This window comes from Streptomyces sp. NPDC059003, from assembly GCF_042740445.1.
In the GTDB taxonomy this organism is placed as follows: Bacteria; Actinomycetota; Actinomycetes; order Streptomycetales; family Streptomycetaceae; genus Streptomyces.
The window spans coordinates 1-21930 of the sequence record NZ_JBHYJH010000116.1; the positions used below are offsets into that span (position 1 = coordinate 1).

Annotated in this window: 22 protein-coding genes; 8 read left to right on the top strand and 14 right to left on the bottom strand. The window is 72.8% G+C overall.

Annotated elements, in window-relative coordinates:
• The coding region (locus tag ACFWZ5_RS31510; RefSeq protein WP_384891613.1) for a TetR/AcrR family transcriptional regulator at positions 1–732 on the bottom strand (732 nt) is incomplete at its 3' end.
• A 140-nt stretch (positions 733–872) separates the two neighbouring features.
• Here ACFWZ5_RS31510 and ACFWZ5_RS31515 point away from each other — a divergent pair.
• The 3 genes from ACFWZ5_RS31515 (at position 873) to ACFWZ5_RS31525 (ending at position 3444) form a co-directional block, all read left to right on the top strand.
• Positions 873–1487 (top strand): DUF6230 family protein, encoded by a 615-nt coding sequence (locus ACFWZ5_RS31515; protein WP_384793916.1) that lies wholly within the window; start codon positions 873–875, stop codon positions 1485–1487.
• Positions 1478–2434, top strand: a complete 957-nt coding sequence (locus tag ACFWZ5_RS31520; protein ID WP_384793919.1) for a DUF6114 domain-containing protein — start codon at positions 1478–1480, stop codon at positions 2432–2434. Before ACFWZ5_RS31515 ends, ACFWZ5_RS31520 begins: the two co-directional genes overlap by 10 nt.
• A gap of 83 nt (positions 2435–2517) precedes the next feature.
• A complete protein-coding gene (locus ACFWZ5_RS31525) occupies positions 2518–3444 on the top strand; it encodes a hypothetical protein (protein WP_384793922.1) in 927 nt (308 codons plus the stop codon).
• On the opposite strand, the gene ACFWZ5_RS31530 is transcribed toward ACFWZ5_RS31525, so the two are convergent.
• Entirely contained in the window at positions 3422–3568 is a 147-nt protein-coding gene (locus ACFWZ5_RS31530) for an SCO1431 family membrane protein (protein WP_384793925.1), read from the bottom strand. The two genes, ACFWZ5_RS31525 and ACFWZ5_RS31530, sit on opposite strands and share 23 nt — an antisense overlap.
• Before the next feature lie 168 nt (positions 3569–3736).
• Here ACFWZ5_RS31530 and ACFWZ5_RS31535 point away from each other — a divergent pair, with 168 nt between their 5' ends.
• Complete coding sequence (locus tag ACFWZ5_RS31535; protein WP_384793928.1) at positions 3737–5245, top strand: M1 family metallopeptidase; 1509 nt, start codon at positions 3737–3739, stop codon at positions 5243–5245.
• 62 nt (positions 5246–5307) lie between these two features.
• Here the strand turns inward: ACFWZ5_RS31535 and ACFWZ5_RS31540 are convergent, their stop codons facing one another.
• Complete coding sequence (locus tag ACFWZ5_RS31540; protein ID WP_384793931.1) at positions 5308–6678, bottom strand: peptidase C39 family protein; 1371 nt, start codon at positions 6676–6678, stop codon at positions 5308–5310.
• 328 nt (positions 6679–7006) lie between these two features.
• On the opposite strand from ACFWZ5_RS31540, the gene ACFWZ5_RS31545 reads away from it, so the two are divergent.
• The 3 genes from ACFWZ5_RS31545 (at position 7007) to ACFWZ5_RS31555 (ending at position 12063) form a co-directional block, all read left to right on the top strand.
• A complete protein-coding gene (locus ACFWZ5_RS31545; RefSeq protein ID WP_384793934.1) occupies positions 7007–7657 on the top strand; it encodes a uridine kinase in 651 nt (216 codons plus the stop codon).
• A gap of 454 nt (positions 7658–8111) precedes the next feature.
• The gene (locus tag ACFWZ5_RS31550) at positions 8112–10001 is read left to right on the top strand and encodes an AAA family ATPase (RefSeq protein WP_384793937.1); all 1890 of its coding nucleotides are present in this window, start codon (positions 8112–8114) and stop codon (positions 9999–10001) included.
• Positions 10002–10077: 76 nt separating this feature from the next.
• Positions 10078–12063, top strand: coding sequence for a sensor histidine kinase (locus tag ACFWZ5_RS31555; protein ID WP_384793940.1), 1986 nt, complete (start codon positions 10078–10080; stop codon positions 12061–12063).
• Between the two features lie 13 nt (positions 12064–12076).
• Here ACFWZ5_RS31555 and ACFWZ5_RS31560 read toward each other — a convergent pair whose 3' ends face one another.
• Positions 12077–12247, bottom strand: a complete 171-nt coding sequence (locus ACFWZ5_RS31560; RefSeq protein ID WP_384793943.1) for a hypothetical protein — start codon at positions 12245–12247, stop codon at positions 12077–12079.
• Positions 12248–12453: 206 nt separating this feature from the next.
• Between ACFWZ5_RS31560 and ACFWZ5_RS31565 the strand changes: the two genes are divergently transcribed.
• Positions 12454–13125 (top strand): response regulator, encoded by a 672-nt coding sequence (locus ACFWZ5_RS31565; RefSeq protein ID WP_384793946.1) that lies wholly within the window; start codon positions 12454–12456, stop codon positions 13123–13125.
• A 114-nt stretch (positions 13126–13239) separates the two neighbouring features.
• Here the strand turns inward: ACFWZ5_RS31565 and ACFWZ5_RS31570 are convergent, their stop codons facing one another.
• The 10 genes from ACFWZ5_RS31570 to ribD form a co-directional block, all read right to left on the bottom strand.
• Entirely contained in the window at positions 13240–14325 is a 1086-nt protein-coding gene (locus ACFWZ5_RS31570) for a hemolysin family protein (protein ID WP_384793948.1), read from the bottom strand.
• Complete coding sequence (locus ACFWZ5_RS31575; protein ID WP_384793951.1) at positions 14322–15704, bottom strand: hemolysin family protein; 1383 nt, start codon at positions 15702–15704, stop codon at positions 14322–14324. Before ACFWZ5_RS31575 ends, ACFWZ5_RS31570 begins: the two co-directional genes overlap by 4 nt.
• Positions 15705–15919: 215 nt before the next feature.
• On the bottom strand, positions 15920–16393 hold the full coding sequence (locus ACFWZ5_RS31580) for a PH domain-containing protein (RefSeq protein ID WP_384793954.1): 474 nt from the start codon (positions 16391–16393) through the stop codon (positions 15920–15922).
• Positions 16393–17241 (bottom strand): ATP phosphoribosyltransferase, encoded by an 849-nt coding sequence (gene hisG / locus ACFWZ5_RS31585; RefSeq protein WP_384793957.1) that lies wholly within the window; start codon positions 17239–17241, stop codon positions 16393–16395. The genes ACFWZ5_RS31580 and hisG overlap by 1 nt, the downstream gene beginning before the upstream one ends.
• Before the next feature lie 69 nt (positions 17242–17310).
• Positions 17311–17583, bottom strand: a complete 273-nt coding sequence (locus ACFWZ5_RS31590) for a phosphoribosyl-ATP diphosphatase (protein ID WP_384793960.1) — start codon at positions 17581–17583, stop codon at positions 17311–17313.
• Positions 17584–17618: 35 nt separating this feature from the next.
• Positions 17619–18104, bottom strand: coding sequence for a 6,7-dimethyl-8-ribityllumazine synthase (gene ribH, locus ACFWZ5_RS31595; protein ID WP_384793963.1), 486 nt, complete (start codon positions 18102–18104; stop codon positions 17619–17621).
• A gap of 57 nt (positions 18105–18161) precedes the next feature.
• On the bottom strand, positions 18162–19550 hold the full coding sequence (locus tag ACFWZ5_RS31600; protein ID WP_384793966.1) for a bifunctional 3,4-dihydroxy-2-butanone-4-phosphate synthase/GTP cyclohydrolase II: 1389 nt from the start codon (positions 19548–19550) through the stop codon (positions 18162–18164).
• Complete coding sequence (locus ACFWZ5_RS31605) at positions 19547–20158, bottom strand: nicotinamide riboside transporter PnuC (protein ID WP_384793997.1); 612 nt, start codon at positions 20156–20158, stop codon at positions 19547–19549. The genes ACFWZ5_RS31600 and ACFWZ5_RS31605 overlap by 4 nt, the downstream gene beginning before the upstream one ends.
• A gap of 47 nt (positions 20159–20205) precedes the next feature.
• Positions 20206–20820, bottom strand: a complete 615-nt coding sequence (locus ACFWZ5_RS31610) for a riboflavin synthase (RefSeq protein WP_384793969.1) — start codon at positions 20818–20820, stop codon at positions 20206–20208.
• A gap of 2 nt (positions 20821–20822) precedes the next feature.
• The gene (ribD, locus tag ACFWZ5_RS31615) at positions 20823–21905 is read right to left on the bottom strand and encodes a bifunctional diaminohydroxyphosphoribosylaminopyrimidine deaminase/5-amino-6-(5-phosphoribosylamino)uracil reductase RibD (protein ID WP_384793972.1); all 1083 of its coding nucleotides are present in this window, start codon (positions 21903–21905) and stop codon (positions 20823–20825) included.
• Positions 21906–21930 lie beyond the last annotated feature (25 nt).

Consider the following 21930-nt stretch of genomic DNA (forward strand, 5'->3'; position numbering starts at 1 on the left):
GTCGATCTTGCCGCCGGACGAGGCGTCGGCCGGGATGGCGGCCGTGACCAGGTTGCGCGGCGGAGCCTGGCAGGACGGCTCGAACTCCTCGATGACGCGCAGCGTTTCGCCGAGGGTGCGCACCAGCAGCTCGCGCACCGTGTCGCGCTCCAGATCCCTGGCCCCTTGCGCGGCGGGGCGCCCGATCCAGTCGAGCGTGATCCCCTCGACGCTGCACAGCCAGCCGAGCAGTGCCGTGCGCGCGAGCGGCGGGATCGCGCGGCGGCCGTACGCCCCTTCGGCGATGGTGCCGATCATGGCCTCGCGCACACCGTCCCGTATGGCGTGCACCTCCGCGTCGAAGCCGACGCCGCCGCTCACGATGGTGCGGTACGCCGCCTGGTGGTGCTCGGCGTAGCGCAGATAGCCGTCGATGGTGCGCTGCACCCGCTGCACGCGCGGCAGTTCGGTGTCGCTGCCCGCCCGCTCGACCAGGTCGGCGACCGAGTCCTCGATGATCGCGAGGTAGTAGCCGCGCTTGGACTTGAAGTAGTAGTAGATCAGCCCCTTGGCGACCCCGGCGTGTCGCGCGATGTCGTCCATCGAGAGCGCGTCGTAGGACGTGTCGGCGAACAGCTTCCGGCCGATGGCGATGAGTTCGGCGCGGCGCGCCAGGGAGCGATCGGTGCCGCGCGCACGCGGGCGTTCCGGATCGCTGGAACGATCGGTACCGCGCTGTTGACTATTATTCAATTTCGGCCCTAGTCTCCAACTGCCTCGGGATTAGCCGCAGTATGGCAGACCTCACACGTTCTGCCCTGACCCGCGCGGCCCCCGACGGCGCTCTGCCACGCACTCCCCTTACGCACGTGGACACGTACGGGAGGAAGACAGTGAGCACAGCACAGCGATCCTTGCGCGAGGGCAGAACGAACTGGAAGAAGGCGGCCGTCGTCGCGCTGCCCGCGTTCGTCGCGGTCGGCGCGATGGCGTCCGTGATGGCCGAGGGCGCGCTCGCCGCGTCCTTCGCGGTCTCCGGCACCAGCTTCCAGGTCTCGTCGGGCAAGCTGACCAGCCAGGGCCTGGCCAGCTACGTCGAGACGGACCGGAGCGTCGACGGCAAGGGCCACCCCGTGGCGCTGCTCGGCATCGGCGACGCGACGCTGTCCGACATCTGCCAGGCGGCCGAGGTCAAGACGCCGCTGGGCACGGTGGTGTTCAAGCTGACGGCGGGCGGCGACGCGGGCAACGTCACCGCGAGCAACCTGATCATCGACGGCGAGGACCTGGTGGGCGACGCCCGCTTCGGCACCGCCCAGATCGGCAGGGACGCCTCGACGCTCGACGAAGTGCCGGGCGTCAAGGGCGACAAGGGCAAGTTCGGTCTCCAGGCAGGGGACATCGAGGTGTCGAAGGTCAGGTCCCACGCCTGGTCGGCGACCGGCGGGAACTTCCGCCTCAAGGGCATGCGGGTCGACGTCAGCCTCGGCGGCAAGAAGTGCTTCTGAGCGGGCCGGGCGCACCGCGCGCCGGCGGCTGGCTCGACGAGCGCCTCCCGCTCAGGGAGCTGCGCCGGGTGTTCCGCCGGTGGCGGCGCACCCGGCCCTTCTGGGGCGGCCTGCTCCTGATCCTGGGCGGCGCCGAGCTGCTCGTGGTGCCGCTGTCGCCGCTGACCATCCTGGTGAGCCTGGGGCTCGGCGGCATCGCGGCGATCGGCATCGGGCTCGCCCTGGTGATCGCCGGGGTGTTCCTGTGGCTGCTGCCGCACGCGCACCACTACGTGTCCGTGAACGCGCTGATCCTGTCGGTGCTCTCGTTCGCGGCGACGAATCTCGGCGGGTTCCTGGTGGGGATGCTGCTCGGCATCGTGGGCAGCGCGCTCGGCTTCGGGTGGACGCCCGTGGCCGAGGACGACCAGGAGGCGGCCGGCGCGCCGAAGGTCCGCGACGGGCAGGGCACGCGGACCCTTGCCGTGCTGCTTCCGGTGGTCCTCGTCGGGGCGGTGCTGTGGGGCGCCGTCCCGGCGAGGGCCGCTCCCGACGGGATCGTGGCGGCCCGGACGCCGCCGACGGTCACGACGACGCTGTTCGCGCCGCGGGGCTTCATCGTCGCGGGCGTACGCGACATCCCCACCGCCGACGGGCCGTTGAAGGTGATGGTGCTGCGCATGGACGCGGCCTCGCTCACCGATTACCGGCTCAGGACCCGCGACGGCAGCAGAGAGCTGTCGCTGGCCGCCGACACGCTGGACCTGAGCGGCAAGGTGACGCTCTATCTGACCAAGTTCCGCGGCTGCATCGAGGGCATCCTCTGCATCACCTTCACGCCCGACAAGCTGCCGGTGCCGCCGCTGGTGCCGCCGTTCGTCTTCATGACGGAGGTCAGCGCCGAACAGGCCCTGGTCACCTCGGACGTGATCACCGCGGGCGGGCTGAAGCTCGGGGCGCACCCGTGAGACGGGCGAGCGCGCCCATGCGGCCCCCGGGCGCGCCCGCGAAGTGACCCGGGCTCGCCCGCGAAGTGAAGGGAGGCGCAGCCGTGATCCAGATCCAGGCCGCGTTGTTCTGGGCGTACGCGGTGGGCGCGACGTTCGCGCTCGCCGCGGGGCGTCAGCTCCAGGTGTGGGAGCGGATCAACGCGGGCGAGGGCCCGCGCACGCGCAGCCGCGCCGCCAACCCCTATCTGGCCCTGACGGTCCTCTTCGCCGCGGTGCTCATGGTGCCGACGGGGCTCTTCCTGCTGTGGCAGAACCCGTCCTGGGCGACCATGCACGTCGCGGAGGGGCACGACGGCGTGTGGGCGGGCTTCGTCCTGCTCTACGCGGGCGGGATCCCGGTCGCCGCGATCCTCGGGTTCCTCGCGGCGCAGGTGCTCGTCCTCGTGGGGGCGGGCTACTGGGCGTACCTCCAGTGCGTGGGCGGGTACTTCCTGCTCTTCGGGGTGCTGATCCACGGCTGGGACGGCAGCGGCTACGAGCGGTTCTTCTCGCCCGGGGCGCGCGACCACGCCGACTGGCCGCAGGACAGCGTCGCCAACAACGTCCTGGACTTCCTGACGTCCGGCACGTTCCTCGCGCTGCTCGTCTTCGGCGCGGCGGTCATCGGCACGATGCTGATGACCGAGATCGGCTGGCTGCTTGAGGGCTGGGCGCTGCCGGGCGCGGACGAGGACCGCAAGGTGCACCGCGTCCTCGCGATCGCGATCGCCGCGGCCGGCGTCTACGGCCTGCCGTTCCTCGGCGCCCTCACCGCGAGCGTGCTCGTGCGGCTGCTCGGCGCCTGGCTCGGCCTGCCGCTGTTCGCGGTGGTCGCGGGCTTCGTCCTGCTGCCGGGGCGCTCGCCGGTGCGGCGGCTCTACGGCCTGGTGGGCGTCCCGCACCGGCACTGGCGCGCGGGCCTGGACAGCGGCGCCGACGACGGCGCCGACGACGCGGTGACTCAGGTCACAGAAGACCGGCCTGGGTGACGAGCATCGCGAGGAGTACGACGAGCGTCCAGCCGAGCAGGTGCTCGAGCAGCTTGGGCCCGTCCTCCTTGGGGCCGCCCGTGCGGGCCCGGGAGACGGTGGCGGTGGCGGAGCTCGCGGTCATGGCAACTCTCGATGGGTCGTCCGGCAGTGGCTTCCCCCCACTGGTCCCTCCACCATGCCAGCGAAATCACCCGTATCGGGCGAGACGTTGGTCACCCCACAACTCGGGCCGGGTGCCGTGCGTCTAATGACGGAGTACGTCCGCGCACCATCGACCGAAGGGTTTCCGATGAGTACGTTCCCGACGCCCCGCCGCAGAGCGCGGCTCGCCCTGGCGGCGGCCGTGACCGTGGCGGCCGCCCTCACCGGACCGGTCTCGTACGCCACCTCCGCCACCTCCGCCACCTCCGCCACCTCCTCCACCACCGACGGCAAGCCCACCCCCGGCGCCCCGGGCCTCGGCGACCCGATGTTCCCGCTCGACGGCAACGGCGGGTACACGGTCGACCGCTATCTCCTGGACTTCGACTGGCAGGCCCCCAAGACGCCGTTCGCGGCGACGGCGACCATCAAGGCCACCGCCACCCAGGCCCTGTCCCGCTTCAACCTCGACTTCGGCGGCAACACCCTGCACACGGTCACCGTGGACGGCAGGGCCGCGGGCACCTCGCGGGACGGCGACGAGCTGACCGTCACGCCCAAGGCACCGCTCGCCAAGGGCCGCGCCTTCACCGTGAAGGTCACCTACACCGCCGACCCGACCCAGATCCGGCACCGCGACGACGCCATCGAGGACTACGGCTGGATCCCCACGCCCGACGGCACGGTGGTCTACCCGCAGCCCAACGGCGCGCGCCTGATCTTCCCCGCCAACGACCACCCGAGCCAGCGGGCGCCGATCACCTTCCGCATCACCACGCCCAAGGACCTGACCGCGGTCGCCAACGGCAAGCTGACCGGCAAGGCCGACAAGCCCGGCGACCGGGTGCAGTGGACGTACGACTCCGAGCAGCCCCTGTCCACGCAGCTGGTGCAGCTCGCGATCGGCAGGTTCACGCTCGACGAGAGCACGGGCCCCGGCGGCCTGCCGATCCGCGACGTCGTCCCGGACGCCCTGGTCGAGCCGACCGCGAAGTACCGGGGGCTCACCGCCGACCACCTGGCCTGGCTCCAGGAGAAGCTCGGCCCCTACCCCTTCAACCGCTACGGGATCCTCGTCGGCGACACCGACCTCGGTGTCGCCCTGGAGACCCAGACGCTGTCCCTCGTCCCCAAGGCCGACCTGCTCGGCACGCAGGTCGACGCCGAGCGGAACCTGGTGCACGAGCTGACCCACCAGTGGTTCGGCGACAGCGTCGCGCTCAAGGGCTGGTCCGACCTGTGGGTCAGCGAGGGCCACGCCCGCTTCTACGAGCGCCTGTACTCGGAGGCGCACGGCGGCGCCAGCTTCGAGGAGGCGATGAAGGCCGCGTACAAGGCGCACGACCAGTGGCGCAAGGACTTCGGCGCGCCCGCGGAGCCCACCGAGCCGAACCTCTTCAAGCGCATGCGCTACGACGGCTCGGCCCTCGTCCTGTACGCGCTGCGCGAGAAGGTCGGCAACGCCACGTTCGAGAAGATCGAGCGGGCGTGGGTGACGCGGTACCGGGGGAAGGCCGCGAGCACGCAGGACTACATCGACCTCGCGTCGAAGGTCGCGGGCGAGGATCTTGAGGGCTTCCTCAAGCCGTGGCTGTACGGGGCGAAGACACCGCCGATGCCGGGCCACCCGGACTGGGTGGTGGACCCGGCCACCTGATCCGCGCGTGACCGGGAGGTCCCGCCCCTGAGCGGGACCTCCCCACGGGCTCCCCGGGGCCGTCAGCGCACCCCGACCGCCGCGAGCGCGCTCAGCTGGGCCTTCGTCGGCCGCAGCGGGAAGTACAGATAGCAGACGCCGCCCGTGCCGGAGACGACCTTGCCGGAGGCGTTCTTCCGCTTGGTCCTGAGCCAGATGTTCTCGAACTCCCGCCGCCGGTAGACGCGGCGCACCGCCGCGTTGCTCGGCGACGCGGGGTCGTTGGCGATCACGTCGCCGCTGCCGGTGAAGCCGATGACCGTCATCAGATGGCCCGCGGTGCCGTAGCCGGCGCCGGTCAGCTCCTCCTTGAGGAACGACTGGGAGGTGATGGCGGGGATGCCCGCCGCGATCAGCTTCTCCAGGTCGGTGAGCGACCCGAGCCGGGTGACGACGCCCTGCATGTCGGGGTACGTGGCGGCGTAGGCGGCGTTGAACGGCCAGTTGCCGCAGCCGCCGTACTGGTAGTCGTACGTGAAGCGCGCCGCGTGGCACACCTGCGGGTCGGCGTAGGACGGGTCGACCCAGGCGAGGTCGTCCGCGCTCGGCCGCTTTCCCCAGTACTCCAGGATCATCTGGGACGACGTGGGGCTGCACCAGGCCTCGCCGCCGTTGTCGTACTCCGGGTACTGGCCCTTGTGGATCTCCTGCGAGTAGCGCGGCACCGCGAGCTCCTTGGCCAGGCCCGGCTCCGACGCGGGCACCGTGAAGCGGTCGGGCACCGCCGACGCCATCGCGCCGAGCCGCCACACCGTGGGCGTGAGCGCGGTGCCCGGCTTGCGGTACAGGGTGAGGCGGAGGCGGTACGAGACCAGGCGCAGGCCCGTCGTCGGGTCGTCGATCGACACGGTGTCCGTCCAGACGGAGGACCTGCCGTCCTTCTGGCCGTCGACCGACGTGCGCCGGATGACGGCGGCCCCGGCATCCTGCCGGTCGTCGCCGGACGCCCAGCGGCCGAGGACGTACCACGGCGTGGTCGTGCCGTCGGCGTAGGTGCCCTCGAGCTCGATCTGGATCCAGGTCCCGACGGGCGTGCGGGCGTTCCAGGAGGCGATGGCCTCCGTGGCGGCGACGGCGGGGCGGTGCGCGGGGCCGGTCCAGCGGGCGTACTCCCAGGTGGCGGTCCTGCCCGTGTGCGGGTCCTGGTAGTCGACGGTGCCGATGGGCTCGGCCAGCTCGACGCCCGCGCGCGGCTTCGCGACGGTGCGGGTGCCGTCGGCCGCGCCGGAGCTCCAGTCCTTGCGGGTGGTCCAGGAGCGGTTGTCCACCGGCCGGTCGGCGCGCGGCGGGCGACGGCGGGAGGACGGGGCGGCGCTCGCGGTGGTCGCCGCTGCGGTGACGGCCGCGGCGGCCGCGACGCCCGCCGCGGTGGCGAGGAGGGATCTGCGGGACATGTCTTCAGCTCGGTCGGTGCGGTCTGTCCGGTCGGTGCGGTCCATTCGGTCGGCGTGGTCTATTCGGCCCGTGCGGTCCATTCGGTCGATTCGGTCAGCTCTGTCCATGTTCGGGCCCCCAGTCGGCGTGGGTTCCGGCGACAGCCGGACGACGATGGTCAGGTGCACGACGGTGCGCCAACTATGGCCGTTCGGTGACCGGTTCTGCCAGCGTCCTGACCCCGGCAGCGCCCACCAATATTGGCCTCCACCACTGGTATGACCTGCGACGGCCCGCCGAACCGCGCACACGTTCGCACATCGGCCCCTGCGCCTAGGCTGTCGGGTGATGACAGCAACGCACCGCCCCACCCCCCTCCCCCGCCTCGCCCGCACGCTGCGACGACTCCCGCCGTCCTGCGGCCCGGTCCGTCTCGTCGCCGTCGACGGGCACGCGGGCTCCGGCAAGTCGACGTTCGCCGAGCGGCTCGCCGGGGCACTCGGCGGCGCCCCGGTCCTGCGCCTGGACGACATCGCGAGCCACGAGGAGCTGTTCGGCTGGACCGAGCGGCTGCGGCGGCAGGTGGTCGAGCCGCTCTCCCGGGGCGAGACGGCACACTACGCGGCGTACGACTGGGACGCGCGCCGCTTCGGCCCCCCGAACCGCCCCCTGCCGGCCGCCCCCGTGGTCCTGATGGAGGGTGTCGGTGCGGGCCGCCGCCTGCTACGCCCGTTCCTGGCGCGGCTGCTGTGGATGGAGCTGCCGCGCGACGCCTCCTGGGCCCGGGGGCGCCGCCGCGACGGACCGGCGCAGAGCGACTTCTGGGACGGCTGGGAGGCCGCCGAGCGACAACATTTCGCCGAAGACCCGTCGCGCCCCTTCGCCCATCTTCTGGTACGGGAGTTGCCCGAGGGGTACGAGATGCTGACGGGGCCCGCCGGGACGGCAACAGGGACCCAAATCATCACTGAGGGTGAAGGACGGTCGGCAGCGCGCTGAACCTTCGGAAAGTCCCTTCCGAACCACATGGCCAGTTTCCGCGAGTGCCCCAACTCGGCTTGACCCAGGGGGCTTACAGGACTTACGTTCTGAATGTGCGGCCTTTCGGGTCGCCCCTGTACGCGAAGCCCCCGGTTGTTCCCCCGTGATCGGGGGCTTCGTTCTGCCCCGGCGCCCTCGATCACGGGCGCCACCAGGCGCCATTCGCTCACCCTCGGTCACCATCGCGCCCGCTCCCACCAGGGCGGCTCTCCCCCGACCCCGCCCCCGATCCCAGGCTGCGGCACCCTACGGCCGGGCGTGGTCGCGCAGGTACGATGCCTTTCAGCGACCGGCGGGCGGCGGCTGCGGGGCACCGCGTCAACTCCCGTCCGCAGCACGGCGGTTCAGCTCAGCTGTCGGCGGGCACCGGCCCGGTGGCACACAAACGGGGGCACGGTTTGTGGGGGACGTGATGGACTTCGGCACGCAGGGCCAGGCCGCCCCGGCCGACCTCGCCTGGCTGCGGGGCGTCGACGCCTACACCATGGGCGCCTATCCGCAGGCCGAGGAGGAGTTCCGGGCCGCGGTGCGCATGGACCCGGGCATGGCCGACGGCTGGCTCGGCCTGCACGCGCTGCGCGTCGACACGACGACGGCACTGCTCAGGATGTTCCAGCACCGGGACCGCTTCGGCGAGCAGCGCGCCCGGCACCGGCGCACCCTCAACTCCTGGTACTGGCTCGGCTGGTGGGTGCAGCCCGTCCTGGAGTCCACCCGCGACCTGCTGCTCGCGCACGCCTCGCACTGGCTCGACGGCCGCCACGTCCCCGAGCTCGACCGGGCGCTCGCCGGACTGCCGCCCGTCGACACCGACGTACAGGTGCGCTTCCTGCACTCCTGCCGCGCCTACCTGGTCAAGGACTGGGAACAGCTGGTGCGGCACACCGACCCGCTGATCGACGACGCCATGCTCGGCATCGAGGCGGGCCTCTTCGGCGGCATGGCGCGGGTCCGGCTGGAGATGTACGGGCAGGCCGAGCCGCTGCTCTCCGCCGCCCTCATGCGCTGCCGCAGCGAACAGCCGCAGCGCAAGGAGCTGCGCTACTGGCTCGCCCGCGCGCACGAGGGCACCGGACGCTCCGCCGCCGCGCTGCCGCTGTACCGCGCCGTGCACCGGGTGGACCCCGCCTTCATGGACACCTCGGCCCGGCTCGCGGCGATCTCCGAGGGCGACGGGTACGACGACGGCACCGACCTCGCCGCCATCTCCCTGACCGGCCTCGGCCAGGACACGCTCGACGGGCCCGACGGCGTCGACACGCTGTTCGGCGCCGAAGGCCGCGACCTGAAGGTCACCGAGCCCGACCTCCCGTCCGGCGGCGGCCCGTCCGGCCCCGAAGGATCCTCCGAGGCCGAGACGGTGCGCGAGAAGGCGGTCATCCCCGTCAAGCCCACGCCGCCGCAGCTGCCGGCAGGGCCCACGGACCCCGAGCTCCTCGCCGAGGCCCTCGCGGAGCTGGAGCGCATGGTCGGCCTCGAACCCGTCAAGCGCCAGGTCAAGGCGCTGTCTGCGCAGCTCAACATGGCCCGGCTGCGCGCGGCGCAGGGCCTGCCCGTGCAGCCGCCGAAACGACACTTCGTCTTCTCCGGCCCCTCCGGCACCGGCAAGACCACCGTGGCCCGCATCCTCGGCCGGGTCTTCTACGCGCTCGGACTGCTGGGCGGCGACCACCTGGTGGAGGCCCAGCGCGCGGACCTGGTCGGCGAGTACCTGGGCCAGACCGCCGTGAAGGCCAACGAGCTGATCGACTCGGCGATCGGCGGCGTCCTCTTCGTCGACGAGGCGTACTCGCTCTCCAACTCCGGCTACGGCAAGGGCGACGCGTACGGCGACGAGGCGCTGCAGGTGCTCCTGAAGCGGGCCGAGGACAACCGCGACCACCTGGTGGTGATCCTCGCCGGGTACCCCGAGGGCATGGACCGCCTCCTCGCCGCCAACCCCGGCCTGTCGTCCCGCTTCACCACCCGCGTCGACTTCCCGTCCTACCGGCCCCTCGAACTCACCGCGATCGGCCAGGTCCTGGCCGCCGAGAACGGCGACGGCTGGGACGAGGAGGCCCTGGACGAGCTGCGCTCCATCAGCGGCCACGTCGTCGACCAGGACTGGATCGACGAGCTCGGCAACGGACGGTTCCTGCGCACGCTGTACGAGAAGAGCTGCGCGTACCGGGACCTGCGGCTCTCCGGCTACCCCGGCGAGCCGTCCCGCGCCGACCTGTCGACCCTGCGGCTCCCGGACCTGATGCAGGCGTACGGGGAGGTGCTCTCCGGGAGGGGGCCGACGGGCCTCTCCGGGGCGTGAGCCGCCGGTCATCCGTTAGAGGCGTTTTGACGTCCAAGTTCTCCCGCCCCGACGGGGAGTCGACGATCCTGCCCAGGTGACCACCTGGCTTGCGTGGGGTTTCTTCGCCGCCGTCGCGGCGTGCACCGGCACCGGCGTGGCCCTCTGGATGGAGTGCGGGCTCAGCTTCCAGCTGGCGGTGGACTGCTTCGTGGTCACGGACACGGTCCTGGCCACCGTCTTCGCCGCCTGCGGCGTCCCCCTCGCCTGGCGCCGCCCCCGCAACCCCATCGGCTGGCTCCTGCTGAGCGGCGGCGCCGCGCACGCGACCACGGTCCTGGCCCTCGGCCTCCTGGCGCTCGGCCTGCGCGACGGGTGGAGCGAGACCACGCTGCGGATCCTCGTCACCCTCGCCCTGGCCGGCTGGCCACTGGGCCTCAGGCTCTTCGTGCCGCTCGCGCTGCTCCTGTTCCCCACGGGCCGCCTGCCGGGCCCGCGCTGGCGTCCGGTGGCCTGGGGCACCGCCGCGGTCGGGGTCCTGTTCTGGCTGTGGTGCGTGACCACGCCCCATCCGTACGCGCTCGGCGGCCCCGTCGGCTATCTGCACGTCCTGTCGTGGCCGCCGCTCGAACCCCATCGCACCCAGACCGACCTCGCGGGCATCTTCGTACCGATGCTCGTGGACCTGGCCGCCCTGATGGTGCGCTACCGCTGGGGCGACGAGCGGCTGCGGCGGCAGATGCTGTGGCTGATGCTCGCCGTCCTGTGCGCCGTCCCGTGGTGGCCGCTCGGCATGAGCGCCAAGGCGCTGCAGGTGTTCATCGTCGCCCAGCCGGTGGCGATCGCCGTCGCGATCCTGCGCCCCCAGCTCCTGGACATCCAGTGGGTGGTCTCACGGGCCCTGCTGTACCTGCTGCTCTCCCTGGGCGTGCTCGGCGTGTACACGGGTGTGGTGCTCGTCCTCGACGACGTGCTGCGGGACACCTTCCACCTGGGCGGGGCCGCGCTCGTCGCGGTGGGCGTCGCGATCGCCTTCCATCCCGTGCGCAGCAGGCTCCAGCGCGTCATCGACCGGCTGCTGTACGGCGACCGCGGCGACCCGGTGCGCGCGCTCGACCGGCTCGGGGCCCGGCTCTCCGCCGAGGCGGGCCTGGACGGGCTGCTGCTCGCGGTCCGGGACGCGCTGCGGCTTCCGTACGCCGCGTTCCGCCTGGAGGGGCGGGCCGTGGCGGTGTCCGGGACCGAGCCGCCCGGCTGCGTGGTGGTGCCGCTGCCCGCCCCGGGCACGCGGGAGGCCGAGCTCGTCGTCGGCACCCGCCGGGGGCAGGCCCGGCTCGACGCGGAGGACCTGCGCACCCTGAAGGCGCTCGTCGTGCCGCTGGGCGTCGCGGTGCGGGCGACCGTCCTGTCCGAGGAGCTCACGGCCTCGCGGGAGCGGCTCGTCCTGGCCCGCGAGGAGGAGCGCCGGCGGCTCCGCCGCGACCTGCACGACGGGCTCGGCCCGACGCTCACCGGCCTCGCCTTCACCGCCGACGCCGCCCGCAACCTGGTGCGGGCCGAACCCGGCACCGCCGAGCGGCTCCTGGACCAGCTGCGCGGGCACGCGAGCGGCTCCATCGACGAGATCCGCCGCCTCGTCGAGGGGCTCAGACCGCCAGCGCTCGACGAGCTGGGCCTGGTCGTGGCCCTGACCCGGCAGGCGGAGCGGCTGAGCCACCGCGTGGGCGGCGCCCCGCTCGCCATCACCGTCGACGCGCCCGGCAGGCTCCCCCAGCTGCCGGCCGCGGTCGAGGTGGCGGCGTACCGCATCGCGACCGAGGCGCTCACCAACGCGGCCCGGCACTCGCGCGCCGACCACGCCCTCGTCCGCATCCGCATCGACGACGCGCTGCGCATCGAGGTCACCGACAACGGCGGCCCGTCCGCCCTGCCGTGGCAGCCCGGTGTGGGCCTGGCCACGATGGCGGAGCGGGCCGCCGAACTCGCCGGCTGGTGCCACAGCCGGCCCGGGCCCGACGGCGGGGAGGTCAGCGCCGTCCTGCCCCTGGGCCGGCGTGGCACCAGCGCGGCACCGTACGGCTGAGTGCCTGGCCACGTCAGCCGTACAGGCCCCACAGCAGCCGGAGGACGTACTCCCCGACGGCGACCCCCGTCGTCGCCCCTTCACCTCCCTCCGCCGCGGCGCCCGTAGACATTCCGACGCAGCCGACGAAGAGGGCCACGACGGCAAGAGTGGCGACGCCAAGTTCCTTGAGGCTCCGGTTCATTGCTGTGCTCCTCGGGGTGAGGCTGCCGCTTCATGCCCCACAGGATGTCCCCCGCGCGGCCCCGCGCATCAGGGAGCACGATCCTCCGCACGCCGGGAAAGCCTCCCGGCCCGGTCGGGTACCGGCACCCGGGACAACGGGGTCCGGCGGCCCGAAGATGGGTAGAAGGAAGCCGCCCGTTCCGACCTCGTGTGGGGAGCCGCGCCTTGACGTCATCCGCCGAACCCTGCGAGCTCACCGTGGTCCTGGCCGACGACCATCCCGTGGTGCGCGGCGGTCTGCGGGCGCTGCTCGGCTCCATCGAGGGCATCACGGTGGTCGGCGAGGCGGCGGGCGGCCGCGCCGCCGTGCGCGAGACGCTTCTGCACCGGCCGCGGGTGCTCGTCATCGACCTGGAGATGCCCGACCTCGATGGCGTCGGCGCGACCCGCGAGGTGCTCGCGGCCGCGCCGGACACGGCCGTACTCGTCCTGACGATGTTCGAGGACGACGAGTCGGTGTTCGCGGCGATGCGGGCGGGCGCCCGCGGCTACATCCTCAAGGGCGCATCACAGGACGAGATCGTCAGGGCGGTGCGCTGCGTCGCCGCCGGGGAGGCCATCTTCGGGCCCCGTATCGCCCGCCGGGTGGCCGAGTGGATGTCCCGGCCGCGGGAGGCCGCGGCGCGGTCGCCGTTCCCGGAGCTGACGGCGCGCGAGCTGGAGGTGCTCGACCTGATCGCCGCCGGGCTCGCCAACACGGCGATCGCCCGCCGCCTCCAGCTCGCCCCGAAGACCATCAGCAACCACGTGTCGGCGATCTTCGTGAAGCTCCAGGTCGCGGACCGGGCTGCGGCGATCGTCCGGGCCCGCAACGCGGGGCTTGGCCGGGGGCCTTGAGCGGTGTATCGGCCTGCGGCCTCGTCCTCAAGCGCCGGACGGGCTATAACTTGCCCGGCCGGTGCTTGAGGAGCCCGCTGTATCGGGAGGCCGCCCTATGGGGAGCTGTCGGGATCAGCCGACGAGTTCCTTTCCGCGTGTGGGTTCCGTTCCCGGTGACGGGACCGTTCGGGGTGCCGTCACCCGGTGTGCCGGGTCTCTTACCTCGCCCACCAGGAGTTCCAGGACGTCCTCCAGGGCGACCAGGCCGAGGACCTTGCCGCAGGGGTCGGCGACCTGCGCCAGGTGGGTCGCGGCGTGCCGCATCACCGACAGGGCGTCGTCCAGGGGGAGTTCGGCGCGCAGCGTCGTCATCTGGTGCCAGACCTGCTGCGGCACCGCGCGGTCGGTGTCCTCCAGGTCGAGGACGTCCTTCACGTGCAGATAGCCCATGAAGGCGCCGCCCTCCGCGCGGACCGGGAAGCGGGAGTAGCCCGTGCGCGCGGTGAGCTCGACGACCTGGTCCGGGGTGACCGAGGGGCCCACGGTGACCAGGGACGCGCTGTCGAGCAGGACGTCCGTGACCGGGCGCGAGCCCAGTTCGAGGGCGTCCTCCAGGCGTTCCTGCGCCTGCGGGTCGAGCAGCCCCGCCTGCCCCGCGTCCTCGACGAGCCGGCCGAGCTGGACGCTGGTGAAGACCGCCTCCACCTCGTCCTTGGGCTCGACCCTGAACAGCCGGAGCACGATGCGGGCGCACGCGCCGAGCGCCGCCGTGACCGGGCGGCACAGGCGGGCGAACGCGACCAGGCCCGGGCTGAGCCGGAGCGCGGTCCGCTCGGGCGCCGCCATCGCGAGGTTCTTCGGGACCATCTCGCCGATGACGAGGTGGAGGAAGACCACAACGCCGAGCGCGATCACGTACCCGAGCGGGTGGATCATGCCGTCCGGCAGGTGCACCGCGGCGAACAGCGGCTCCAGGAGGTGCGCCACGGTCGGCTCGGCGACCGCGCCGAGCGTCAACGAGCAGACGGTGATGCCGAACTGGGCGGCCGCCATCATCTGCGGCAGGTGCTCCAGGCCGTACAGGACCTGGCGGGCCCGCTTGCTGCCCAGGGGCTCGATCTGGCTGCGGCGCACGGACACGAGCGCGAACTCGGCCCCCACGAAGAAGCCGTTGGCGAGCACGAGCAGGACGGCGAACAGGAGTTGGAGCGCGCTCATCGGACGGCCTCCGCAGCGCCCGCGGCGACCCGCACCGCATCGGCGCCCTCGACGGCCCGCACGGCGTCGGCGCCCTCGGCCACGCGCACCAGGCGCACCCGCTCCGCGCGGTAGTGGCCGACCTGCCGCACCGAAAGCCGCCAGCCCGGCAGTTCGGCCCGGTCACCGGGCGCCGGGATGCGGCCGAGCAGATCGGCGACGAGCCCGGCCACGGTCTCGTACGGGCCCTCCGGCACGTCGAGCCCTATGCGCTGGAGCGTGTCGACGCGGCAGCCGCCGTCGGCGTCCCAGGCCGGGCGGCCGTCCTCGGCCGGTGCCGCGGCGAGCTCGGGCAGGTCCTGCCGGTCGTGCTCGTCACGGACCTCGCCGACGAGTTCCTCGACGATGTCCTCCAGGGTGACGACCCCGGCCGTGCCGCCGTACTCGTCGACGACGACCGCCATCGGCTGCTCGCTGCGCAGGCGCTCCAGGAGGGGCTGCACGGGCAGCGTCTCCGGGACGAGCAGGGGGGTCTTGGCGATGTGGCCGACAGGCGTGCGCAGGCGCCCGTCGGCGGGCACGGCGAGGGCGTCCTTGAGGTGCACCACGCCGACGACCTCGTCGATCCGCTCGCGGTAGACCGGGAAGCGGGACAGGCCGGTGGCGCGGGTCAGGTTGACCACGTCCTCGGCGGTCGCGGAGGCCTGCAGGGCGCTGACCTTCACGCGCGGCGTCATCACGTGCTGTGCGGTGAGTCCGCCGAGGGACAGGGTGCGGACGAACAGGTCGGCGGTGTCCTGCTCCAGGGCGCCGGCGCGGGCCGAGTGCCGGGCGAGCGAGACGAGTTCGCCGGGTGTGCGGGCGGAGGCCAGCTCGTCGGCGGGCTCCACGCCGAAGGCCCGCACGATCCGGTTCGCGACCGCGTTCAGAGCGGCGATCACCGGCCGGAACAGCCGGGAGAAGGCGCCCTGGGGGCCCGCCACGAAGCGCGCGACCTGGAGCGGCCGGGACACCGCCCAGTTCTTCGGCACGAGTTCGCCGATCACCATCTGCACGGCGGAGGCGAGGAGCATGCCGACGGCGACGGACACGCCGGGGACGGCGCCGTCCGGTATGCCGGCCGCCGTGAACGGGCCCGCGAGCAGGTGCGCGAGGGCCGGTTCGGCGAGCATGCCGATGACCAGGGACGTGATGGTGATGCCCAGCTGGGTGCCCGACAGCTGGAAGGAGAGCTCCTTCAGGGCGTCGACGACGGTGCGCGCGCGGCGGTCGCCGTCGGCGGCGGCCTCCTCGGCGTCCGGGCGCTCGACGGTGACGAGGCCGAACTCGGCGGCGACGAAGAAGCCGTTGGCGAGGATCAGCAGGAGGGCCGCTCCGAGGAGCAGCAGAGGGATGGTCATGATGCCGCCGCCTCGACCGGTGTCCGGGTCCCCGTATTCCGGGTCCCTGTATGTCGGGAGGGGGCGGCGCAGGTACTACAGGACGATCCGTCCATCGCCGGAGAGGGTCACTCCTCGGGTAGCAGGAGCCCCCCGGTGGGCCGGGGCCCGTGAGGGGGCGGGGCGGCACCTCAGGCCTGCCCCGCCACCAGATTAATCAAGACCCGCTCGAAAGGTCAGCCGCCGTCGCTGCCGGAGCGCGCCTCGGCGAGCGCCCGCAGCGCGCGGGCGTCGCCGATGGCCTGCTGCTTGGCGATGCCCGGCTGGATGCCGAGGGCGGGCAGGCTGGTGCCGTCGGTGAGGTTGAGGAACACCCAGGGGTCGCCGGGCCGCAGGTTGACCTGCACGATCTCGGCCCACTCCAGGCGGCGCCGGGTGGCGATGTTGACGACGGTCACCCCGGCCTCGTCGGCTTCGACCCGGGGCCGCGCCAGCATGGCGAGGGCGCCGGAGAGCAGCGCGCCGGTGAAGACGAAGCTGGTCCGCTCCCCCGGGTTGAGGTCGGGCAGGATCACCGCGATCACCAGGAGGACCACGAAGATCGCGACTCCGGCGGTGAGCAGCACGGCCCGGGTGCGGGTGGGCCGGAAGGTGACGGGCAGGGTGGGCAGGGCGGTGTGGTCGTCGGTCACGGCAGATGCTCCGGCCATCAGAGGCGGCAGGCGTGGATCGCCGTGGTCAGGATGGCCCGCGCCCCGATGGCGTACAGGTCGTCCATGACGCGCTGGGCGTCCTTGGTGGGGACCATGGAGCGGACGGCGACCCAGCCCTCGTTGTGCAGCGGCGAGATCGTCGGCGACTCCAGGCCCGGGGTGAGGGCGACGGCCTGCTCCAGGTGCTCGGCGCGGCAGTCGTAGTCCATCATCACGTAGGTCCGGGCGACGAGGACGCCCTGGAGGCGGCGCAGGAACTGCTGCACCTTCGGGTCGTCGGTGTCGGCGCCGGTGCGCCGGATGACGATCGCCTCGGACTTCATGATCGGCTCGCCGAAGACTTCGAGCCCGGCGTTGCGCAGGCTGGTGCCGGTCTCCACGACGTCCGCGATGACCTGGGCGACGCCCAGCTCGATGGCGGTCTCGACGGCGCCGTCGAGGTGGATGACGGAGGCGTCGACGCCGTTGTCGGCCAGGTGCTTGGCGACGATGCCCTCGTACGAGGTGGCGACGGTGCGGTCACCGAGGTCGTCGAGGCCCTGGGCGGTGCCCGGCTTGGCGGCGAAGCGGAAGGTGGAGCGGGCGAAGCCGAGCGGCAGGATCTCCTCGGCGTTGGCGCCGGAGTCGATCAGGAGGTCGCGTCCGGTGATGCCGATGTCGAGCTTGCCGGACGAGACGTAGATGGCGATGTCGCGCGGGCGCAGGTAGAAGAACTCGACCTCGTTCTCGGGGTCGACGAGGACGAGTTCCTTGGACTCCTTGCGCTGCTGGTACCCGGCCTCATGGAGCATCGCCGACGCAGGTCCGGACAGTGAACCCTTGTTGGGGACGGCGATGCGCAGCATGAGGTCGGATTCCTTTGCGTGAAGGGGTGGTGCGTGGAGCGTGTTCTGGGGGTGGACTTGGCGCGTGCTCTAGAGGTGGGCGTACACGTCGCTGAGGGAGATGCCGCGGGCGACCATCATCACCTGTACGTGGTACAGGAGCTGGGAGATCTCCTCGGCGGCGGCTTCCTTGCCCTCGTACTCGGCGGCCATCCACACTTCGGCGGCCTCTTCGACGACCTTCTTGCCGATCGCGTGGACGCCCTTCTCCACGAGCTCGGCGGTGCGGGATGTGGCCGGGTCGCCGTGGGCGGCCTTCTGCTGGAGCTCGGTGAAGAGCTCCTCGAACGTCTTCTTGGACATGGTGCCGCTCACTCTATCCGTCCGGCCGCCCCCGCTCACCGCCAGGGTTCGGAGATCGTACGCAGCGTGGCCGCGGTGGCGACGGCCGCCGTGACCGCCTCGTGCCCCTTGTCCTCGCTGGAGCCCTCGATGCCCGCGCGGTCCAGGGCCTGCTCCTCGGTGTCGCAGGTCAGGACGCCGAAGCCGATGGGGACCCCGGTGTCCACGGACACCTGGGTGAGGCCGTTCGTGACGCCCTGGCACACGTAGTCGAAGTGCGGCGTGCCGCCGCGGATGACCACGCCGAGCGCGACGATCGCGTCGTAGCCGCGGCCCGCGAGGACCTTGGCGACGACCGGCAGCTCGAAGCTGCCGGGCACGCGCAGGAGGGTCGGCTCGTCGATGCCGAGCTCGTGCAGGGCGCGCAGCGCGCCGTCGACGAGGCCGTCCATGACCTTCTCGTGCCACAGGGCGGCGATGACGGCGACGCGCAGGTCACCGCAGTTCTTCACGCTCAGTTCGGGGGCACCCTTGCCGCTCACGCGCTTCTCCTCTTGGGTCGTGGGGTTCGGTGGGTTTCGGTGGCGTTCGGCGTACGTCTACTGGTTGCCGCAGGCGGACATGTCGGTGTCGAGCCAGGGCAGGTCGTGGCCCATGCGGTCCCGCTTGGTGCGCAGGTAGCGCAGATTGTGCTCCCCCGCGGTGACCGGCATGGGCTCGCGGGCGATGACCTTGAGGCCGTGCCGCGCGAGGGCGTCGGACTTGTCGGGGTTGTTGGTCAGCAGGCGCAGGCTGTGGACGCCCAGGTCGACGAGGATCCGGGCGCCGGCGCCGTAGTCGCGGGCGTCGGCGGGCAGGCCCAGTTCGAGGTTGGCGTCCAGGGTGTCGCTGCCGCGCTCCTGGAGCTCGTAGGCGCGCAGCTTGGACAGCAGACCGATGCCGCGGCCCTCGTGGCCGCGCAGATAGACCACGACGCCGCGGCCCGCGTCGGCGATGCGCCGCATGGACTCCTGCAGCTGGGGGCCGCAGTCGCAGCGCAGGGAGTGGAAGACGTCCCCGGTCAGGCACTCGGAGTGGATGCGCACGAGCAGGTCGTCGCCGGTGCCGATGTCGCCGTGGACGAGCGCCACGTGCTCGACGCCGTCGGCGGTGGAGCGGTAGCCGTACGCGGTGAACTCGCCGAAGGACGTGGGCAGGCGGACCTCGGCCTCGCGGCGCACGGTCGGCTCGGAGGAGCGGCGGTAGGCGATCAGGTCCTCGATGGAGATGATCGTCAGGCCGTGCTTGCGGGCGAACGGGATCAGCTCGGGCAGGCGCAGCATCCGGCCGTCCTCGCCGGCGATCTCGCAGATCGCCCCGGCCGGGCTGAGGCCCGCGAGCCGGGCGAGGTCGATGGCGGCCTCGGTGTGGCCGTTGCGGGCGAGGACGCCGCCCGGCTTGGCGCGCAGCGGGAAGATGTGTCCGGGGCGGACGAAGTCGTCGGGGCCGTATGTGCCGCTGGCGAGCATCTGGAGCGTGGTGGCGCGGTCGGCGGCGGAGATGCCGGTGGTCACGCCGTGCGCGCCGCTCGCGTCGACGGTCACGGTGAAGGCCGTGCTCATCGACTCCGTGTTGTCGGCGACCATCTGCGGCAGCTGGAGGCGGTCGAGCTCGTCGGCCTCCATGGGCGCGCAGACCAGGCCGCGGCACTCGCTCATCATGAAGGCCACGACCTCGGTGGTGGCCTTCTCGGCGGCGATGACGAGGTCGCCCTCGTTCTCCCGGTCCTCGTCGTCGACGACCACGACGGGGCGGCCCGCGGCGATGTCGCGGATGGCCTGCTCGATGGGGTCGAGGCAGAGGTCCTCGGTGTTGTCCGCGGTGTAGGGGAAGCGCTCCGCGGGCACGGCCGGAAGCTGCTCGTCCTGTGCGGCGGGCGACTGCGGGGCGGCGGGCCTGGGCGCGGCGGGCGCCTCGTTCGGGGCGGCGGGCGAGGGGTGGGTGGTCATGCCGGGGCTCCTTCCATGACGGGCTGCTGCTGCGGAGCGGCCGCGGCCGTGCGCGAGCGCAGCCACCAGTCGCGCAGGCCCCACAGGACGAGGGCGAGATAGACGACGTACACGAGACCGGAGAAGGCGAGGCCGCTGGAGAACGCGAGGGGGACGCCGACGACGTCGACGAGCAGCCAGGCGAACCAGAACTCGACGAGGCCGCGCGCCTGGGCGACCATCGCGGCGAGCGTGCCGACGAAGATGTACGCGTCGGGCCAGGGGTTCCAGGACAGCTCGGGCACGGCGGTGAACAGGGCGCCGACCGCGAGGGTGCCGACGGCGGTGCCCGCGAGGAGGACGCCGCGCTCCTTCCAGGTGGCGAAGCGGACGGCGATGGAGCCGTCCTGGGCCCGCTTGGTGCCGCGGGTCCACTGGTGCCAGCCCCAGACGGCGACGCCGATGACGAGCAGCTGCTTGCCGACGCCGCCGGACAGCTGCGCGGAAGCGTACGCGGTGACGAGGATCAGGCCGGACAGGAACTGGGCGGGCCAGGTCCACACCGAGCGGCGCCAGCCGAGGGCCAGGGCCAGCAGGCCGATGCAGTTGCCGATCATGTCGGACCACATGATGTGCTGGCCGAAGGCCGTGAAGGCCTCGGAGTTGAGCCAGGTGGTCACCGGGAGGCCTCCTCTGTCTGCGTACGGGTGCCGAGGAGGCGCTCCACGTACTTGGCGATGACGTCGACCTCGAGGTTGACGGGGTCGCCGGGCTGCTTGACGCCGAGCGTGGTCAGGGCGAGCGTCGTGGGGATCAGGCTGATGGTGAAGTAGTCGGGTCCGGCGTCGACGACGGTCAGGCTGACGCCGTCGACGGTGATGGAGCCCTTCTCGACGACGTAGCGGGCGAGGTCCGCGGGCAGGGAGACCTTGACGAGCTCCCAGTTCTCGGAGGGCTTGCGGTCGACGATGGTGCCGGTGCCGTCGACGTGGCCCTGCACGATGTGCCCGCCGAGGCGCGCGCCCACGGCGGTGGGGCGCTCCAGGTTGACGCGCGAGCCGGGCGCGAGGGCGCCGAGGCTGGAGCGGTTCAGGGTCTCGGCCATCACGTCGGCGGTGAACTCGTCGCCCTCGTGCTCCACGACCGTCAGACACACGCCGTTGACGGCGATGGAGTCGCCGTGCTTCGCGCCGTCGGTGACGACGGGGCCGCGCAGACGGAAGCGGGACGCGTCGCCCAGGTTCTCGACGGCGGTGACTTCGCCCAGCTCTTCGACGATTCCGGTGAACACGCTCAGTGCTCCTTCGTTGCGAGGGTGGCGGTGATGCGCAGATCGGGTCCGACGCGGACGGCCTCGGTCATGTCAAGGCGCAACGCGTCGGTGACGGTGGTGATTCCGGCGGCCGCGAGGGCCGTGGGGCCCTCGCCGAGCAGCGCCGGTGCGAGGTAGCCGACGACCCGGTCGACGGCGCGAGCGGCGACGAACGCCCCGGCGAGGGTCGGGCCGCCTTCGAGAAGCACGGACCTGACGCCGCGCGTGTGCAGTTCGGTGAGCAGGGCCGCGATGTCCACGCCGCGGGCGGCGCGCGGGAGGCGCACCGTGTCCACGCCGGGCAGGGCGGGCGCGTCCTCGGCCACCGCGACGAGCGTCGGCGCGGCGTCGTCGAGGACGCGGGCGCCGGGGCGCACCGCGGTGCCGTGCGTGTCGACGACGACGCGCAGCGGCTGCCGCGCGCCGTCGATGCCGCGCACGGCGAGGTGCGGGTCGTCGGCGCGCTGGGTGCCGGAGCCGACGACGACCGCGTCGCACTCGGCGCGCAGGCGGTGCACGTCGGCGCGGGACGCGGCGGAGGTGATCCACCGGCTGGTGCCGTCGGCGGCGGCGACGCGGCCGTCGAGCGTGGCGGCGTACTTCCAGGTGACGTGGGGGCGGCCGGTGCGCACGGAGGTCAGCCAGGCGGCGTTGACCGCTTCGGCCTCGTCCGCGAGCAGGCCGGGCTCGACGTCCACCCCGGCCGCGCGCAGGGTGGCGCCGCCGCCGGTGGCGTCCGGGTTCGGGTCGCCGACCGCGTACACGACGCGGGTGATGCCGGCGTCGATCAGGGCCTGGGCGCAGGGTCCGGTGCGGCCCGTGTGGTTGCAGGGTTCCAGGGTGACGACGGCGGTGGCGCCGCGGGCCCGCTCGCCCGCCGCGCGCAGGGCGTGGACCTCGGCGTGCGGGCCGCCGGCGCGCTGGTGGTAGCCCTCGCCGACCGTCTTACCGGCGGCGTCGATGATGACGCAGCCGACGACGGGGTTCGGGCTTGTGAAGCCGAGTGCGCGCGCGGCGAGCGCGACAGCGTGTCGCATGGCGACTGCTTCGGCTGCGGTGGCCACCGGGTCCTCCTGCCTCTTCGGGCAC

Bases quoted from the DNA above. Each gene is read 5' to 3' on its own strand.
- ACFWZ5_RS31530 (WP_384793925.1), bottom strand. From the start codon at position 3,568: ATGACCGCGAGCTCCGCCACCGCCACCGTCTCCCGGGCCCGCACGGGC.
- ACFWZ5_RS31535 (WP_384793928.1), top strand. From the start codon at position 3,737: ATGAGTACGTTCCCGACGCCCCGCCGCAGAGCGCGGCTCGCCCTGGCG.
- ACFWZ5_RS31540 (WP_384793931.1), bottom strand. From the start codon at position 6,678: ATGTCCCGCAGATCCCTCCTCGCCACCGCGGCGGGCGTCGCGGCCGCC.
- ACFWZ5_RS31545 (WP_384793934.1), top strand. From the start codon at position 7,007: ATGACAGCAACGCACCGCCCCACCCCCCTCCCCCGCCTCGCCCGCACG.
- ACFWZ5_RS31550 (WP_384793937.1), top strand. From the start codon at position 8,112: ATGGACTTCGGCACGCAGGGCCAGGCCGCCCCGGCCGACCTCGCCTGG.
- ACFWZ5_RS31560 (WP_384793943.1), bottom strand. From the start codon at position 12,247: ATGAACCGGAGCCTCAAGGAACTTGGCGTCGCCACTCTTGCCGTCGTG.
- ACFWZ5_RS31570 (WP_384793948.1), bottom strand. From the start codon at position 14,325: ATGAGCGCGCTCCAACTCCTGTTCGCCGTCCTGCTCGTGCTCGCCAAC.
- ACFWZ5_RS31575 (WP_384793951.1), bottom strand. From the start codon at position 15,704: ATGACCATCCCTCTGCTGCTCCTCGGAGCGGCCCTCCTGCTGATCCTC.
- ACFWZ5_RS31580 (WP_384793954.1), bottom strand. From the start codon at position 16,393: ATGGCCGGAGCATCTGCCGTGACCGACGACCACACCGCCCTGCCCACC.
- hisG (WP_384793957.1), bottom strand. From the start codon at position 17,241: ATGCTGCGCATCGCCGTCCCCAACAAGGGTTCACTGTCCGGACCTGCG.
- ACFWZ5_RS31590 (WP_384793960.1), bottom strand. From the start codon at position 17,583: ATGTCCAAGAAGACGTTCGAGGAGCTCTTCACCGAGCTCCAGCAGAAG.
- ACFWZ5_RS31600 (WP_384793966.1), bottom strand. From the start codon at position 19,550: ATGACCACCCACCCCTCGCCCGCCGCCCCGAACGAGGCGCCCGCCGCG.
- ACFWZ5_RS31605 (WP_384793997.1), bottom strand. From the start codon at position 20,158: ATGTGGTCCGACATGATCGGCAACTGCATCGGCCTGCTGGCCCTGGCC.